The sequence below is a fragment of the Nonomuraea sp. NPDC049158 genome (assembly GCF_040648335.1).
In the GTDB taxonomy this organism is placed as follows: domain Bacteria; phylum Actinomycetota; class Actinomycetes; order Streptosporangiales; family Streptosporangiaceae; genus Nonomuraea.
In genome coordinates, this window is record NZ_JBEZDM010000044.1 from 52651 (window position 1) to 67529 (window position 14879).

General features: G+C 67.0%; 18 protein-coding genes. 6 read left to right on the forward strand and 12 right to left on the reverse strand.

Translation table 11 applies throughout. The features are described 5' to 3' along the window. The first annotated feature begins 69 nt into the window (after positions 1–69). Positions 70–531, forward strand: coding sequence for a hypothetical protein (locus tag AB0B61_RS49850; RefSeq protein ID WP_358448123.1), 462 nt, complete (start codon positions 70–72; stop codon positions 529–531). Between the two features lie 53 nt (positions 532–584). Here AB0B61_RS49850 and AB0B61_RS49855 read toward each other — a convergent pair whose 3' ends face one another. Both AB0B61_RS49855 and AB0B61_RS49860 read right to left on the reverse strand, forming a co-directional pair. Further along, entirely contained in the window at positions 585–1115 is a 531-nt protein-coding gene (locus tag AB0B61_RS49855; protein WP_358448183.1) for an AfsR/SARP family transcriptional regulator, read from the reverse strand. A gap of 144 nt (positions 1116–1259) precedes the next feature. Next, positions 1260–1385 (reverse strand): hypothetical protein, encoded by a 126-nt coding sequence (locus AB0B61_RS49860; RefSeq protein ID WP_358448125.1) that lies wholly within the window; start codon positions 1383–1385, stop codon positions 1260–1262. A gap of 130 nt (positions 1386–1515) precedes the next feature. Here AB0B61_RS49860 and AB0B61_RS49865 point away from each other — a divergent pair, with 130 nt between their 5' ends. Both AB0B61_RS49865 and AB0B61_RS49870 read left to right on the forward strand, forming a co-directional pair. Further along, positions 1516–1905, forward strand: coding sequence for a PPOX class F420-dependent oxidoreductase (locus AB0B61_RS49865; protein ID WP_358448126.1), 390 nt, complete (start codon positions 1516–1518; stop codon positions 1903–1905). A gap of 125 nt (positions 1906–2030) precedes the next feature. Beyond that, complete coding sequence (locus AB0B61_RS49870; RefSeq protein WP_358448128.1) at positions 2031–3566, forward strand: alpha/beta fold hydrolase; 1536 nt, start codon at positions 2031–2033, stop codon at positions 3564–3566. A gap of 71 nt (positions 3567–3637) precedes the next feature. Here the strand turns inward: AB0B61_RS49870 and AB0B61_RS49875 are convergent, their stop codons facing one another. Then, a complete protein-coding gene (locus AB0B61_RS49875) occupies positions 3638–4066 on the reverse strand; it encodes a hypothetical protein (protein ID WP_358448130.1) in 429 nt (142 codons plus the stop codon). A 390-nt stretch (positions 4067–4456) separates the two neighbouring features. Between AB0B61_RS49875 and AB0B61_RS49880 the strand changes: the two genes are divergently transcribed. Then, positions 4457–4642, forward strand: coding sequence for a hypothetical protein (locus tag AB0B61_RS49880; RefSeq protein ID WP_358448132.1), 186 nt, complete (start codon positions 4457–4459; stop codon positions 4640–4642). Here the strand turns inward: AB0B61_RS49880 and AB0B61_RS49885 are convergent. Beyond that, entirely contained in the window at positions 4635–4805 is a 171-nt protein-coding gene (locus AB0B61_RS49885) for a hypothetical protein (protein WP_358448134.1), read from the reverse strand. The two genes, AB0B61_RS49880 and AB0B61_RS49885, sit on opposite strands and share 8 nt — an antisense overlap. Before the next feature lie 82 nt (positions 4806–4887). On the opposite strand from AB0B61_RS49885, the gene AB0B61_RS49890 reads away from it, so the two are divergent. Further along, entirely contained in the window at positions 4888–6348 is a 1461-nt protein-coding gene (locus AB0B61_RS49890; protein ID WP_358448135.1) for an alpha/beta fold hydrolase, read from the forward strand. A 161-nt stretch (positions 6349–6509) separates the two neighbouring features. On the opposite strand, the gene AB0B61_RS49895 is transcribed toward AB0B61_RS49890, so the two are convergent. Further along, positions 6510–7475: a nitronate monooxygenase gene (locus tag AB0B61_RS49895; RefSeq protein ID WP_358448137.1), complete on the reverse strand. Its 966-nt coding sequence runs from the start codon at positions 7473–7475 to the stop codon at positions 6510–6512. A gap of 163 nt (positions 7476–7638) precedes the next feature. Further along, complete coding sequence (locus AB0B61_RS49900) at positions 7639–8856, reverse strand: hypothetical protein (RefSeq protein ID WP_358448139.1); 1218 nt, start codon at positions 8854–8856, stop codon at positions 7639–7641. 181 nt (positions 8857–9037) lie between these two features. Here AB0B61_RS49900 and AB0B61_RS49905 point away from each other — a divergent pair, with 181 nt between their 5' ends. Beyond that, positions 9038–9424 (forward strand): hypothetical protein, encoded by a 387-nt coding sequence (locus AB0B61_RS49905; RefSeq protein ID WP_358448141.1) that lies wholly within the window; start codon positions 9038–9040, stop codon positions 9422–9424. 60 nt (positions 9425–9484) lie between these two features. Here AB0B61_RS49905 and AB0B61_RS49910 read toward each other — a convergent pair whose 3' ends face one another. From AB0B61_RS49910 to AB0B61_RS49935, 6 genes are all read right to left on the reverse strand, one after another. Continuing rightward, complete coding sequence (locus AB0B61_RS49910) at positions 9485–10624, reverse strand: RICIN domain-containing protein (protein ID WP_358448143.1); 1140 nt, start codon at positions 10622–10624, stop codon at positions 9485–9487. A gap of 206 nt (positions 10625–10830) precedes the next feature. Further along, positions 10831–11310 (reverse strand): SDR family oxidoreductase, encoded by a 480-nt coding sequence (locus AB0B61_RS49915; RefSeq protein ID WP_358448145.1) that lies wholly within the window; start codon positions 11308–11310, stop codon positions 10831–10833. 508 nt (positions 11311–11818) lie between these two features. Next, entirely contained in the window at positions 11819–12118 is a 300-nt protein-coding gene (locus AB0B61_RS49920) for a hypothetical protein (protein WP_358448146.1), read from the reverse strand. Continuing rightward, positions 12118–13371: an ATP-binding protein gene (locus AB0B61_RS49925; protein ID WP_358448147.1), complete on the reverse strand. Its 1254-nt coding sequence runs from the start codon at positions 13369–13371 to the stop codon at positions 12118–12120. The genes AB0B61_RS49920 and AB0B61_RS49925 overlap by 1 nt, the downstream gene beginning before the upstream one ends. A gap of 422 nt (positions 13372–13793) precedes the next feature. After that, positions 13794–14153, reverse strand: coding sequence for a hypothetical protein (locus AB0B61_RS49930; protein WP_358448149.1), 360 nt, complete (start codon positions 14151–14153; stop codon positions 13794–13796). Beyond that, positions 14153–14584 (reverse strand): hypothetical protein, encoded by a 432-nt coding sequence (locus AB0B61_RS49935; RefSeq protein ID WP_358448151.1) that lies wholly within the window; start codon positions 14582–14584, stop codon positions 14153–14155. Before AB0B61_RS49935 ends, AB0B61_RS49930 begins: the two co-directional genes overlap by 1 nt. Between the last annotated feature and the right edge of the window lie 295 nt (positions 14585–14879).

Here is a 14879-nt window from a genome sequence, read left to right on the forward strand (position 1 = left end):
CGTGGCGGAGTGGGAACAACGGGCCCCGGACGGCAGTCGCGTCGAACCGCTCACCTCCGACGGTGCGGCATGAGCGGTGACGTGGTGCAGTACGTCGGCCTGTTCCTGCTCGGCGTTCTCGCGGGCGAGGAGCTGATCGTCCGCTACGGCGTCCATCCCGTACTGTCCGGTCTGGACGACCGTGCGCATCTGCTCGCGCGGCAAGCCCTCATACGCCGCCTGCGGGTGTTGGTGCCGATCGTGATGCTCCCGGCGGCAGCGCTCGCCCTGGTCGGGCTGGTCACCGTCACCGGTCCCGGTCTGGCTCTGCGGTGGGCGACCCTGATCGCGATGGTGGCGTTCCTGCTGCTGTCGTTCCTGGGTACGGTGCCGATCAACATCAAGGTCAACGACTGGCGGGTGGATGCTCCACCGGCCGACTGGAAGACCGTGATCCACCACTGGGCGCGGATCGACGTGCTTCGATCGACCGCGGCGACCGCCGCGTTCCTGTTCGCGGTACTCGCCGTCGCGTACGGAACGGCCAGCTGACCCGCCGGGTGCCGATCGCGGGCCCTGCCTGGCTGTATCCGGTGAAGCGTCGCCTAGGCCGCGGGATCGAGGGCGGGATCGGTCGTGAGGATCCGCTGGTGGAGTTCCCGGATGGTCGTCCCTGGCTCCAGTCCCTGTTCGGAGATCAGCGCCGCGCGCAACCCGGTGTACACGGACAGGGCCTCGGCCTGCCGTCCCGACCGGTACAGGGCGAGCATGAGCAGCGCGTGCAGCGGTTCGTGCAGTGGGTGGGTGGCGGTGAGCTCGCGTAGTTCGGGGACCGTCGCCTGATGTCCGAGTTCGACGTCGGCCTTCAGCCTGACCTCCACGGCCAGGAGTCGCGCCTCCTCCAGCCGGTCGGCGTACGCCTGGATCATCGGGCTGGCGGGTACGTCGGCCAGCGCGGGCCCGCGCCAGAGGTCCAGCGCCGCGCCCAGCAGCCCGCGGGCCGGCTCCAGCTGACGTGCTCGAACGGCCTGCTGGGCTTCGGCGAGCAGCCCCTGGAAGCGGGCCGCGTCGGTCTCCAGCGCGGCGCCGCCCAGCTCGTAGAACCCCCCTCGGGTGCGTACGTCCTCGCCCAGCACCCGGCGCAACCGCCAGATGTACCCCTGCAGCGTATTTTGTATCGGTCGCGCAGCGACGACAGGTCTCTGCCGTCGCACAGGGCGTAGATCAGCCATGCGTGTTCGTTCAGCCATTGGAAGCTCGGCGCGCCGGCTAGCTCTCCGTTACTGGGCGCGGGGTGACGAGAACGGCGGGTACCACGCGCGCTCGTGCACGGCGTCGGTCGTCACGCTGGGGGCGGTGTTCTCTGCCAGCGGGAACTGCGGCAATTCCACGGTCTGAGTCGGCATGCTGTTTCCCTTCGTGCGGTGGATCACTCGGCGCTCTTGAATCTACGAAGCGCGGGTGTGGGCCCGGTGTGGCGGGCGTGCAGGCTGTTCGCGTTGACTGACGTCAATGTCAAGGTCGCATACTGGCCGCATGATCTTCACGCAGGCAGAACTCGACTATCTGACCGGACAGCACCTTGGCCGCCTGGCCACCGTCTCTCCCGCCGGTCACGTTCAGAACAATCCCGTGGGGTTCTTCCTGGACGCCGCCTCGGGCACGATCACCATCGGCGGGCACGCGCTGGGGGCGTCGAAGAAGTTCAGGAACGTCCAGCAGGGCAGCACCGTGTCCTTCGTCGTGGATGACCTGGCCTCGGTTGACCCGTGGGTAGTGCGCGGCATTGAGATCCGGGGCTCGGCGGTGGCCCTGACCGATCACGAGCCGCCGGTGCCGTACTTCTCACGGGAGATCATCACGATCACCCCCCATCAGATCATCTCTTGGGGGCTTGACGGGGCCAGGTCGAGCCGCAAGGTGTGAGAGGAGGTCGACTTTGTGCCAATTTATGAGTGCAAGTCTCATCAAAGTCCCGCACAAGCCATGATCGAGGCTGGCCGCACGCTCGTTAAACGGGGGGCGTGCAGGCCGTCCACGATTGGAGCAACGTGCGAAGAAAGACGACCCTGCTCGCTACCGCGCTTTTAGCACTGGCCGCGGTTCTCCCTGTTCCCGCGGCCGGCGCGGCGACTGAGCCGGAAGCCGCAGGACAGAGCAGCATCACCTGGGCACCCTGCGAGGAGGAACCCAGTGCCGAGTGCGGCAAGCTGACCGTCCCCATCGACTGGTCCAAGCCGAACGGCGAAACCATCGACCTGGCCATCGCCCGGCGCAAGGCCACCGACCCGGCGGCTCGGGCCGGCTCCCTGGTGATCAATCCTGGCGGGCCGGGTGGGTCGGGCGTCGAGGCCGTGTACGGCGCTCCCGACTCCTACACCGAGGAGCTGCGGAAGCGCTTCGACATCGTCGGCTTCGACCCCCGGGGCGTGGGCCGCAGTCATCCGGTGATCTGCTCGGCCTCGGTGTACAACCAGATGCCGCACACCGTCATGTCCAGCCAGGCCGACTACAACGCCTGGGACGCCTTCACCAAGAAGCTGCACCAGGACTGCCGGGCACGCACCGGCCCCCTGTACGACCACGTCGACTCGCGCAACGTCGCGCGCGACATGGACGCCCTCCGCGCCGCCCTCGGCGAGGAGAAGCTGACGTACTACGGCATCTCGTACGGGACGCTGATCGGTCAGATGTACGCCGAGATGTACCCGAACCGGATCCGGGCCCTCGCGCTGGACAGCAACATGGACCACAGTCTCGGCGTCGCGGGCTTCCTCAGCACCGAGGCGATCGCCATCGAGGACGCCTTCGACCAGTTCGTGGGCTGGTGCGAGGCCGACACGAGTTGCGTCCTGCACGGGCGTGACGTCCGAAAGATGTGGAGTGATCTGCGGGCCAAGGCCCGGCGCGGCGAGCTGTACTACCCGACCGCCCCGGATCGTCCGATGACCGAGCTGCAGGTCATCTACAACGCGGCGCTCGGCACCGAAGGGCCCGACTGGCGCCTGCTGAGCGAGGTCATCAACTGGCTGAGCGGTGGGCCCGAGCCGTCGTGGGTGCCGCCGCTGCCGGGCCGGGGGCCGGTGGAGGGCGACACCGCCGAACTGCCCACCCGAATCCTCTGCCAGGACTACAACCTCCGGGTGCGGAACTACGCCGAGTACGCCTTCTACATGGGCGTTTCCAAGCGGTTGGCCCCCGACGTGCGGTACCACCCGTACCCGATCGATGACCTGCCCATCTGTCTCAACTCCACGCCGACCAACCCGCCGCACAAGCTGAAGTACACGGGCGACGCGCCGATCCTGCTGGGGAACTCGCTGCATGATCCCGCGACGCCGTACATGTGGTCCGCCAACGCGGCGCGGCAACTCGGTCCGAAGGCTGTGCTGCTCACCTATGAGGGCTGGGGGCACCGCATCTACGGCAAGGACAAATGCCAGACGGACATCATCGACCAGTACCTGATCGCGCTGACCGTGCCTCCGCCCGGCACCCGCTGCGCCGTGGGCACGCCTGAGGAGAGCATGCGCAAGCAGCGGCAGTCGCCGCAGCAGACGTGGCCAACGGACAAACAGCACTGGTAGGAAAACCAGAGCCGCCGGACCACGACACACGCCGCGGTCCGGCGGCCTTCTCATGCGGGGGTGGGACCTCGTCACCTTCCCTGGCGGGCGGCCTTGCCACCGGCGCCGAAGAACAAGACGGTCGCGGTCAGACCCAGCACGACGACGAGCACGTCGGCGACCAGCGTGAGGGTGGGCAGGGTGATGAACAGGTCCACCAGCTTGAACAGGACAGAGACGATGACGATGATGGTGGCGAAGATCCGGACGGCGCCGCCGCCGCGCAGCGCCAGCCAGGCGAGCACGAGCGACCAGAAGATCGTGCTGTAGGCGAGCCCGGAGTAGATCATCTGGAGCGACTCGAACCGGTCGCTGTGGATGTCGACCTCGTCGAGGCTTACGGGGGCAGAGCCCCCGTTCGAATTCGCGGCGATCTGCTCTTTGATCGCCTCTGCGCCGGAGACGAGGAGTCCGATGGCGCTGATCACGTTGAGCGCCGCGGCGGCGATGGCCGCGTACACCGCTCGGGTTAAGTTCGCCGGCCTCGGGGGCCTTGGCGGCGCGCGCTCCGCTCGATCGGCGGCGGAAAGCGGCTTTCCAGGTGGATATCTCATCGCTCACCTGCGACGGAAGGCAAGCGGAAGAAAAACGGAAGAGCGGCGCTTTAATGTACTGCGACGCCAGCCGGCTCACCTCGCCGACCGCGATAATCACGTACTGCAAAACAGAACGTGAGGCTCAAGGCTATTGATGCGTGGTCATCGGGGCGGTAAAGGAAGTGCCTCTTTGTGCGGCATCTCCGCTGATTCGCGCTCGCGAAGAATGAGTCAGGTCGCGGGTTCGCGATGGCTGCCTGAGGCCAGGAGCCGAACCTCTGCGGCAACCTCGTCCCAGACGGGTTCGGGGAGTTCGTGGGCGACGCCCGGCAGGGGGACAAACCGCGCGCCGGGGATGCGGGCCGCGATGCGACGTCCGTCGCCGTCATGAACGCGCTGGCGACCCTGTTCGCGCGAACCGAACGCAGGCCCGGCGCGCGCCATCCCGAGGCATTGTTCGCACGGATCGCACGACAGGTTCTCACCAGCCTCATCAGCTGACCACCCGTCCTCGGGCATTCCCCTTCGCTTTGAAGCGGCGAAGGAGAAGAGAAACGGAAGCCTCGGCTGCGAAGCTTGCCGTCAGATCGTTGATCAAGAATGTCGCCCCGCGCTTGGCCGGATCGGGGCTGCGTTCCATGTCCCGGACATCAAACGCGATCAACGATCAGATCCCCACTGATTGGAGCACTGTGCGGAGACACATCGCACTCCTGATTTCCTTACTCGCGCTCACCGTCTCAGTCGTGCCCACGGCGTCGGCCGCGGCCGGCACGACCTCGATCTCGTGGCAGCCCTGTACGGAAGATCCAGCGGTCGATTGCGGAACGCTGAGCGTACCCCTTGACTGGGGCGACCCCGGTGGCGAGCAGATCCAGCTGGCGCTGGCGCGGCGCAAGGCTACCAACCCCTCGGCCAGGATCGGCTCGCTGGTCGTCAATCCCGGCGGACCCGGCGGCTCGGGCAAGCAAATAGTGCTGCGTGACCGGCTCCCCTTCTCCTCCGAGATCACCAGCCGGTTCGACATCGTGGGCTTCGACCCGCGCGGGGTGGCCGGCAGCCATCCCATCCTGTGCTCGCAGGAACTGGCGTCGCAGGCGCCTGATCCGTTCCTGAAGAGCCAGGCCGATTTCGAGCGGTTGCTGGCCTTCAACCAGCGGTACAAGCAGGACTGCCGAGCCCGCACCGGCCCGCTGTTCGACCATGTGGACACCGTCAGCGTCGCGCGTGACCTGGACAGCATGCGGGAGGCTCTCGGCGACGACAAACTCTCCTTCTACGCCATCTCGTACGGCACACTGATCGGCCAGATCTATGCCGAGCGTTTCCCCAACCGGGTGCGCGCCCTGGCGCTCGACAGCAACATGGACCACAGCCTGGGCACCAGGGGCTTCCTGGACACGCAGGCATGGACGACTCAGGATTCCTTCGACGAATTCGTGAAATGGTGCGACAAGACCGCGTCGTGCGCCCTGCACGGCAAGAACATCCGCACCTTCTGGGCTAACCTGCTGGCGCGCGCCGATCGCGGCGAACTGCACTACCCGGGCCAGCCGGACACCCCCCTCACCAAGCTGCTGCTCATCTATGAGGCGACGGGCGCGTTCTTCGGTCCCGACTGGTCCGACCTGGCCGAATTCCTGGTGGCGGTCGACAGCGGCGAGGGACAGGCGAAATCGCTGCTCACGCCTCTGCCCGACCAGGAGGTGGTCAACGACGCGACCCAGGTCTTCTGCCTGGATTACCTGCTGCCGGTTCGCGACTATCGCGAGTACGCGGCGCACCTGGCGAGTTCCCGCCGCATCGCTCCCGACATGCGGGCCGGTCCTGAGGCGCTGGCCACGATGGCCGCGTGCCTGGGACAGCGGGCCCCGATCCCCAATCCGCAACACCGCCTGCGCGTGTCCAGCCCCACGATCCTGGTGGCCAACGCCCTGCATGACCCGGCCACCGGCTACAACTGGGCGATCAGCACGGCTGCGCAGCTTGGCCGCGCGGGACGGCTGTTCACCTACGAAGGCTGGGGCCACCGCATCTACGACCATGGCGAGTGCGCCGTCAACGGCATCGACCGCTACCTGGTCTCCCTCGAACTGCCGGCCGCGGGCGCCAGATGCCCCGCCATCCCGCCCACCCCATCCAAAGTTTCCAGGTACAAGCCACTCCCCGGCCCCGTTCCCGGCCTTCCCGGCTGGGCGAAGTCGTGACCTCATAGCTCAAGCAGCGGCAGTTGCCGTGGAAGACGTGGCCAACGGACAAACAGCACCGGTAGGTAACCAGAGCCGCCGGACCACGGCACCCGCCACGGTCCAGTAGGTAAGCAGAGTTGCCGGGCCACGGCACACGCCGTGGTCCGGCTCCGTTTCGGTCAGCGGCTTCCCGCTCGGGCCAGTGCGTCCTCAGCCTGCGCGGCGAGGGCTCCGACAAGGTCGGCCGCGGAGGGCAGGTCGTTGATGAGATCGATGGCCTCCCCGGCCCACATCGGCAGTGCGGGGATCTCGCCTCGTGTCACGCCATCCTGGTACGCCTGCTTGGCCTGAACATTTGTGGAGAGTTCGGCTTCTCGGCCCCGCCACTGATCCAGGAAGGGGTGGCCGAGGGTGCGCGCGGTGTATTTCGACGGCCACTGGGAACCTCGGGCGATGTCAAGTACGCTGCTGCGCTCGGTGTCCTCCCCGCGTCCCTCGACGATCGCCTTGGCGGTCGAGGGGGCCACCAGAGCCTCGGTCGTGGCCTGGAATCGGGTGCCGATGAGCGCCCCGGCGGCCCCCAGGGCCAGCACGGCGGCCAGGCCGCGGCCATCGGCGATTCCGCCGGCCGCCAGCACCGGCACCGGTGCCGCCAGGTCCACCACAACCGGCACGAACGGCAACGTGGAGCGCCCGTGCCGAGCGCCATGCCCACCGCTTTCGACCCCCTGCGCCACGATGACATCGGCGCCCAGGTCCACCGCCCGCCTGGCCTCCTCCAGATCGGTGACCTGAATGATCAGCGCCGTGCCCGCCCGGCGAATGCGTTCGGCGAACGGGCTCGGGTCTCCGAAGGACAGCATCACCGCCCGGGGGGCGTACTCCAGGGCACGCTCGACCGCCCCAACATCGATCTGCCAGGTCAGGAAACCGATGCCCCACGGCCTTCCGCCGGAGCCCTCGGCAACGATCGGCACCTCGCGGGCCAGCCAGTCCGGATCGCCGTTGCCGCTGCCCAGCAGTCCGAGCCCGCCACCGCGAGAGACGGCCGCCGTCAGCGCACCACCGGCCGACCCGCCCATCGGCGCCAGGGCAAGGGGGTGCTGCACGCCGAACAACTTCGTGAATGCTGTCGAAAGCGCCATAACTACAATGATCACCCTTTACTGGCTTGTACGCGGCGACCGTCCTGCGCATGCCGCGCAGGACGAGGAGACGATCGCCGCGGTGCCAGCGCCGGCGAAGGGTTGATTCACCTGACCAAGTACATGCTCAGCCAGGAGAAAGGGCTTATGTGGGCTGCATCGCTCACGGTGACGCCGGCTCCGGGAGCCGACCGAGGATCCAGGTGCAGAGTTCTGCGGTGATCTGGGTGTGCGCCTCGTTGTCGGACGCGCACAGGAACTCGTCCAGCTCGCTTTGCGACGGGCGCAGGCTGCCGATGTTGGCGTACACATCGTCCTGGTTGTCGAGGTCTCGGATCGCCACGGCGCTGACCGCGGGGACAAAACAGATGGAGCGGTAGTACACCTCGGCCTGACCGTGCTTGTTCAGGGCGTCGGCCAGAATGCCGAAGGACTCCAGCGTCCCGCCCGGTGCGCCGTCCAGCTCGGGCAGCCCGCTGGTACGGATGTCCTTGTTGGCGCCGAGGATGCTTCTGAGCACGGCCACCTGCTGGTCATCTCCGGCGGACTGGGTGTAGAGCACGGTGCCGTTGAACACCAGGCCGGTGCACTTGAGCGCTTCGACGCCGGCCGGAACCCCGTTGCCGGTGCCGTTTCCCATACCGTTGGCGACCCCTATCTTTCTCGGGACGCTGGGCCACGAGCCGACCGCGCGGAGGTGGTCGAGGAATTCGGTACGCAGCGTGTCCTGCTGGGGTTCGCTGCCGACCTCGGAGATGTGACGGAACAGCAGCTGGCGCGCGGCCGGGCTGTTGATCTGGCGGGAGAAGACGGGGTTGGCCGGCCTGAGGAAGTGCGCGAACGCCTGCAAGGAGATCGGGATCCACGCACCCCGATGCGGACTGTCGTAGGAGACGTAGAGAGCCGTCTGATGGTCGAGGCCGTCATGCTCCATCTTGGCCAGGGCGTAGCGGGTGACCAGGCCGCCCATGCTGAAGCCGCCGACGGTGAGCGGCGTGTTCCCGTACCGTTCGGCGAGCGTCTGGGTGATGGCGGCGATCGCGGTCTGCGCGTTGTCCAGGATCGACGCGCTGCGCTCGGCGAAGCCGAGGATGACGAGGTCGCGGCCACGGCGGCGCAGCTCGCTGATGAGGGGGTAGTCACCCCGCTCCAGGAAATGCCAGGACTCGTGCAGGTTGGACGGACCTGTGTTGAAGCCGTCGGCGAGGATGACCGGATTGACCAGGCTCTGGTGGCCTTCTCCGTAGTACACCCAAGCGGTGCCACCGGGAAGCTCCCACATCCTGTCCGGTGTGGGTGCCGGTGCGGAGACCTCCAGTGGCGCGATCAGCCTGATCGGCCCGATGGCCTGCTCTGCCTTTACTGCCTGCTCTTCGCTCATCCGTTTCCCTCTCCGGTGCGCACAGGTGATCCGGCAGCCTTGCCGGACTACTGCGATGATTACGGACCGCAATAGGGCGAACGCTGATCGACATGACGGAGAAGGGTAAGGATTGACCATCCGGCATAGATCAATTACATGGTTCGCGTTCCTGGAGGTCGGCCCACATACGGGCAGGCTCGTGTTCTGGGACGTGGCCACGGGCGGCAAGCGCGGCCCGACATTCCGGGCGAACCCCAACGACGGCGTCGGGATCACCCAGATCGTCTTCTCCCCGAAGGGGGACGTGGCGGCGTCCATCGGCGCCGGGGAGGTCCAGTTGTGGGACGTCGCCGCTCCGCGCAAGCTCGGGCCATCGATGGCGGCGGAGGGGGACTCCGTGTCAGCCGCCTTCGGATCCGATGGGGCGGTACTGCACACCCTCGACGACAAAGGCGTGCTGCGCGACATGTCCGTAGGGCCCGAGGCGACGGCCGCCACGATCTGCGCCCGCGCCGGGCGGGGGCTGACGCGGGCCGACTGGCAGCGGTATCTGCCCGGTGTGCCGTACCGGGAGGTCTGCCCGTGATCGTGGGTCCGGCCCGTTCCCGATCGAGCGGGGACGGGCCGGTCGTACGTCTGGCCGAGGTCAGCTCAGGAAGCTGCCGTACGGACCGGACAAGATCTGGTTCTTCTGGCTCTGGTTGAAATGCGTGTTCGGGTAGTCGTAGAACGACGCGGACATCGGTGTCCCGTCGGTGGAGGACGAGTCGGGCAGGCCGAAGGCATGGCCGAGTTCGTGGACCATCCCGCCGTACCAGCGGTTCATCGGGCCGTTGACGCCCGCGGCGCCATCGGCGTCGTGCTGGTTCAGGATCACCCAGCCACCTCCGCCGCCGCCACCCGCGCCGTTGCCTTCCGCGCTGATCTCACCCACGTTGATCCAGCGCGGGTCGGGTGCCCTCAGGTTCAGCTTCCTGAGGAGTTCTTGCTGCATGTTGAAGACGGTCCACCAGTACGGGTCGCTCCCGTTGGGGGTGGTCTCGTACCAGTTCTTCACGTGGTCGCCGTTGACGACCTCCACCACGGGGTTGTTGAGGGTGAAGGTCTTGCCCAGCTCCTGCTTGTAGTAGCGCTGCGCCTCCCGCAGGACGTTGGCGATGCCGTCCGGCCACCGCTGGTCGAAGGCCACGTCGGATGGCTTCAGCCAGTACACCCGGATGGTCTTTTCCGGAGGTGTGGTGGGGTTGCCGCCACCGCTGGTGTAGTTCGGCAGCCGCCAGGTCCGTGAGGACACCGCGTCGCAGGGCAGCTGGACGAGCCCGGTGTTGGCGGCCGATGAGCCGCCGGCGGGGACGACGCACTTGCTGGAGTGCACCGCCTGGAGCCTGAAGGTCTTGTCGGTGCCGCTGACCGTCACCAGGCGGAACTTCTGGTTGTTGGCGCCTGAGCAGTTCCACTGGATGACCGTGGCGTTGTCGGCGGTGGACGCGCCGTAGACGTCCACGCATCTGCCGCTGGTCGAGGTGCCGACGGTGTACTGGTCGGTGGTGCCGCTCACCGGGGTGAAGGTGAAGTTCTGGTTGCCGCCACCGTTACAGGACGCCTGCGTGAGCTGGACGCCGTTGGTGGTGGAGCTGTTGGGGAGGGTCAGGCAGTTGGCGCCGTTCTGGTTGACGGCTGTCGAGGTGAAGGTCGTCGCGGCGTTGGCTGGTGGGGCGCCCACCATCGTGATCACAAAGACCAGGGCGGTGGTCAGCGAGGTAAGGGCGGCGGCTAATCGTTTCATCGACACGCGTCCTCCGAGTCCTGAGAGCGAGGGCAGGCCTGTGGATACGATGACGCGCGAAAAGGTTTTCGGCAAGATCTTGTGAACGTTACAGAGAGAGCTGCGAGGACAGCAGGTCACGGGGGCGACAGCACTGCGTACGCCAGAGCAGCTTGCGAAATGCTTTTCGGAAACTGCTGAGAGATGAGACGGGCACTGCCGCCGGTTCAGCGGTCGTTGGCGCTCTGTGCGGCCGCGAGGCCGGCGAACATGCCGCCGTCGACGACGATCTCCGCTCCCGTGATGTAGCCGGCGCCGGAGGAGGCGAGGAACGCGACCGTACGGGCGATCTCGTCGTCGGATCCGATGCGGCCCAGAGGCACGCGGGACGCCATATCCGCCCGGAAGCCGGCGAGTGCGGCGGCGGGGAGACCCTGTTTGTTCAGGGCGGGCGTGTCGATGGGGCCGGGGCTCACGGTGTTGACCCGGATGCCGCGGGGTGCGAGCTCGATGGCCAGCGCCCGTGCCATCGAGAGGAGGGCCCCCTTGGTGGCGGCGTACACCGACCAGTTGGAGAACGCGCGTGTGGCGAGGCGTGAGCTGCTGAAGGAGTCCGAAGTCGAGCATGGCAATGGCCTCGGTGCACACCGTGAGTAGCTCGTGCGGGTGTGGCGGCATTGGGTGCGGTGAGGCTGTGAGCCCACCATGCGTGCAGGAAGGAGCGAACCGGTTCTTGACGGTGATGTGCGCCTGGTCTGGTTGCAACTGCTGGAAGAGGTGCGTGCGGCCCAACAGGGTCGCAGGTCGCACGCACCGGGTTGGTCTTGATCCACCTAGAGCAGGAGCCCGTACTCGATGGCCGTGGCGGCGGAGGCCGCGGCCTGTACGGCTGCGACGGTGACCAGCGCTACGGCGAGCATGATCACGAACCTGAGGGCAGTACGCATGCGAGTTCCCTTCGGCTGTCGGTTGGCGGGTTTTCCCGCTCTTCGACCTCTTCGACGCGGCGCGGAACCGGGATGGCCGGGTCAGGCCAGCGCGGATCGGGAAGTTGGGCCCGTAAGGCTTATATGCGGTGGTCCAGATCGATGACGCGACAGTCGTCGCAGCCTGGGCGGTCGGCCACCGTGGAGGTGTCGTACCGCCGGGCGCGCGTTGTCCGGAGAGAGCAGTCGTACCAAGAACAAAGATCGTTAGGAGACGATGCCGAGGACCTCAAGCGAAGATCGCCCAGAAGACCGTGTTCTGGATCCCCTTCGAGGACTTCTTGAGCCGGATCGCCTCTCGTACCGCTGGGACGGGCTTGTAGCCGTTGAACTGTTGCCCCTCGGTGACCTTGCGCGGGGTGAGCTGGATCTGGAAGTTGTGCTCCGCTCCGTAGCGGTGGTTGAGATGGTGGAAGTAGCTCCGCTCGGTCTGCCCTTCGCAGACTAGGAAAAGGACGTTGTTCTTTCTGTGGCTGCCCAGGCCTGGACGCGGAAGCGTGGTTCCTCTGGGTGCCCCGCGTTTGGCCATCAGGTAGGCACCTCCGGTGTCGGCTCCGTGAGTGGGCCGGCGAGTGTCTCTGCGATCTCGCCGACGGTCAGCCTCGGTACGCCGCCGTACGTACCGGCCAGGTAGTTGCGGTCGAGGGCTTCGGATTTGCGGGGGCGGGCGTCGGTCAGGGGATAGATCTCGGAGGCGCCGTCCCGGTTCTTGACGGTGATGCGCACCTGGTCCCGCTCCAGCGGCTGGAAGAGGTGGGTGCGGCCCAACAGGGTGGCGTCATGGACCGTGCACACCAATTGCGCGTTATTGGGGTTGGCCGCGGGATCCTGGAAGAGTCGGAGGACTTCGGCGGCGAAGAGGGGATGCAGGCTGGTGTCGAGTTCGTCGACGAGGAGGGCCGCCCCGTGGTCCAGGGTGGTGAGGAGGGGGCCCAGGAAGGCGAACCAGGATCGGGTGCCCATCGATTCCTGGCGTTCGTAGCTCAGCGCGACAGGGCTGTGGGGCCCTTGGTGCACGAGTCGGAGCTCGCCGGTCAGGCTGTCGATCTCGGTTCCCACGACCCCCAGGTCCGCGACCTTGAGAAGCGCGATGATGCGGTCCCGCTGCCGTGGGTCGTCGAGCATCTTGCGCGTGAAGCTCTGCCGATCTTCGAAGTCGCGACCTGGGCTGATCCACCAGAGGTTGTGCCGGAACCAGTCGTGGATCGGCTTGAGGTAGGGCTGATTGAAGGCTGCGGCGACGGTCAGGAACAGCGCGTCGGGCCGGGTCTGGGAGACAAGGCTTTCCTTCGGCCCCTTCAGCCCTTCGCCGGGAAAGGCGAAGGGCTCGTCGATGTCGGCGTCGCGTTCGAACCAGACCTGCCGACGGGCCTGTCCGCCGGGGTATGTGTGCAGCCATTCGGTCTCGACTCGTTGGTCGGAGACCTCGAAACCATAGACATACCGGTCACCGCCGAGGACGATGTCGACCTCGAAGAGGGAGGCGTCCGCACGGGCGTCCGGGTCGAGTTCGTACGGTTCGCGCGGGATGCCGTCAAGGGTGGACCAGCCGTGGACGGAGTTGAGCACCGCCTGACGCATCCAGCGGATGGCATGCAGGACGTTCGATTTGCCGGACGCGTTCGAGCCGTAGATCGCGGTCGCCGGTAGATAGGCCAAGTCGGGGTCTTCGGTCAGACCGGCAGGGCGGCTTGCCCCCTGGTTGAACTTGCTCGCCGCCAGCCAGACCTCGAACTCGTCACGGAACGATCTATGGTTGGCCCCTCTGAATCTAAGAAGCACCGCACACCCTCTAATCCATGGTCTGGATCGATTCTAGGTTAATGCATGAAGATTATCTACGCAGCATGGCGAGACGCGATCCTCGGGTGTTGGAGGGTGAGGCGAGAAGTGTCGCAACTCACTGGTGGCCATTTGCGGTTCGCCGTGGAATCGCTCAGCGGGGGAGATCCGCAGCACATCGGGGGCTCCTTCGACGCCCGGACGATCCAGGACGTCGACTCGCTGACCTTCAGCGCCGACGGCGGCACGCTGTACTTCTCGGCTGGCGGCGACATCCTGGAGATGCCCGTGGGCGCCGAGCGGGTCGCCGCGCTGGTGTGCGGGAGCGCGGGCCGCCGGCTCACCGAGGCGGAGTGGAGCCGGTACCTGGGTGACGTGGCGTACCCGGGAGACCTGCCCGTAGATCCCCGAGTACTCGGCGGTCAGAGCGGGATGAACAGGGCCTCGAACGGCGGTTCGCCGACGCCGGTGGTGATGTGGCCCAGGCCCGTCGTGTCGGCGGCGAGCACCAGGTCGCCCGCGCCGAAGCGGCGCCGGCTGCCGTCGGTGACCGTCACCTCGATCGTGCCGCGCAGCATCATCACCCACTGCTCGCGCGGCGCCGGATGAGCGGCGCTGTCGAACGCGGCGCTGCGGACGAACTGCACGCCGCCCTTCGACGGCAGCCCGCCGACCTCCATGGCCGGCACTCCATCGGCGACCTGCCGGCGGGCGAGCGCGATCTCGCCGTCCTCGAACGCCGATCCGCCTTCCTCGGTGCGGGCGATCCGGGTGAAGCGCATCAGCTCGCTCCAATGAACTGGTGGTCGGTACGCACTCGGCCATCGCCGTCCAGCGCCAGGATGTCCAGGCCGCCGCCGACGGCCTCGCCCGTCCGGGTCGACACCATCGACCACCGGATGGCGAGCACGTTGGGCATGAGGGGGTAGGCCTCCTCGGCGGCCTCGAAGACGTGCTCGCCCGGCTCGACGAACATCTCATAAGCGCGGGTCACCCTGGCGTCCAAGGCGTCGTGACCGCGGGCCTCCAGGGGCGGCACGGGAAACGCGAGTGCCTTGGCGGCGGCGCGGATCTCCTCGGGCGGGTCGACCAGTACCTGGATCCCGTCGGGCGCCCACAGCTCGCGGATGAGGGCGCTGCGCGTCGCCGGATCGGGCTCGTTCCACTGGGCGATATAACGGTCGGCCCACTGCTTCACATCTAGTTGGTTCATGTGAGTAGTGTCCGGTGCGGCCTGCGACTTTGCGATTCCCCGTAGGGAATCGTTCCGCCGCCGCGTGGTCGCAAGCCCTGATGGGTCTACCGGAGCCGGGCTATACTCCGACGGGTCTCAAAAGCCCCAAGAGTCGGTACAGCGCTTTCCATCCATGCATAAGAGGCAGACTGTTCGCCGTGGCCATCCCCACTTGTGACCCTAAGGTCGGGCTCCAGGAAGAACCGGCCAGGGCGGGGGAGTTGACTAAGACACAAAGCTTGCCGGGCGACAAATCGGGCCCACCGAAGACAAC

Coding starts and splice junctions, on each gene's coding strand:
- AB0B61_RS49915 (WP_358448145.1), bottom strand. CDS start 11,310: ATGGTGGGCTCACAGCCTCACCGCACCCAATGCCGCCACACCCGCACG.
- AB0B61_RS49850 (WP_358448123.1), top strand. CDS start 70: ATGAGCGGTGACGTGGTGCAGTACGTCGGCCTGTTCCTGCTCGGCGTT.
- AB0B61_RS49935 (WP_358448151.1), bottom strand. CDS start 14,584: ATGAACCAACTAGATGTGAAGCAGTGGGCCGACCGTTATATCGCCCAG.
- AB0B61_RS49865 (WP_358448126.1), top strand. CDS start 1,516: ATGATCTTCACGCAGGCAGAACTCGACTATCTGACCGGACAGCACCTT.
- AB0B61_RS49910 (WP_358448143.1), bottom strand. CDS start 10,624: ATGAAACGATTAGCCGCCGCCCTTACCTCGCTGACCACCGCCCTGGTC.
- AB0B61_RS49860 (WP_358448125.1), bottom strand. CDS start 1,385: ATGCCGACTCAGACCGTGGAATTGCCGCAGTTCCCGCTGGCAGAGAAC.
- AB0B61_RS49895 (WP_358448137.1), bottom strand. CDS start 7,475: ATGGCGCTTTCGACAGCATTCACGAAGTTGTTCGGCGTGCAGCACCCC.
- AB0B61_RS49920 (WP_358448146.1), bottom strand. CDS start 12,118: ATGGCCAAACGCGGGGCACCCAGAGGAACCACGCTTCCGCGTCCAGGC.
- AB0B61_RS49900 (WP_358448139.1), bottom strand. CDS start 8,856: ATGAGCGAAGAGCAGGCAGTAAAGGCAGAGCAGGCCATCGGGCCGATC.
- AB0B61_RS49930 (WP_358448149.1), bottom strand. CDS start 14,153: ATGCGCTTCACCCGGATCGCCCGCACCGAGGAAGGCGGATCGGCGTTC.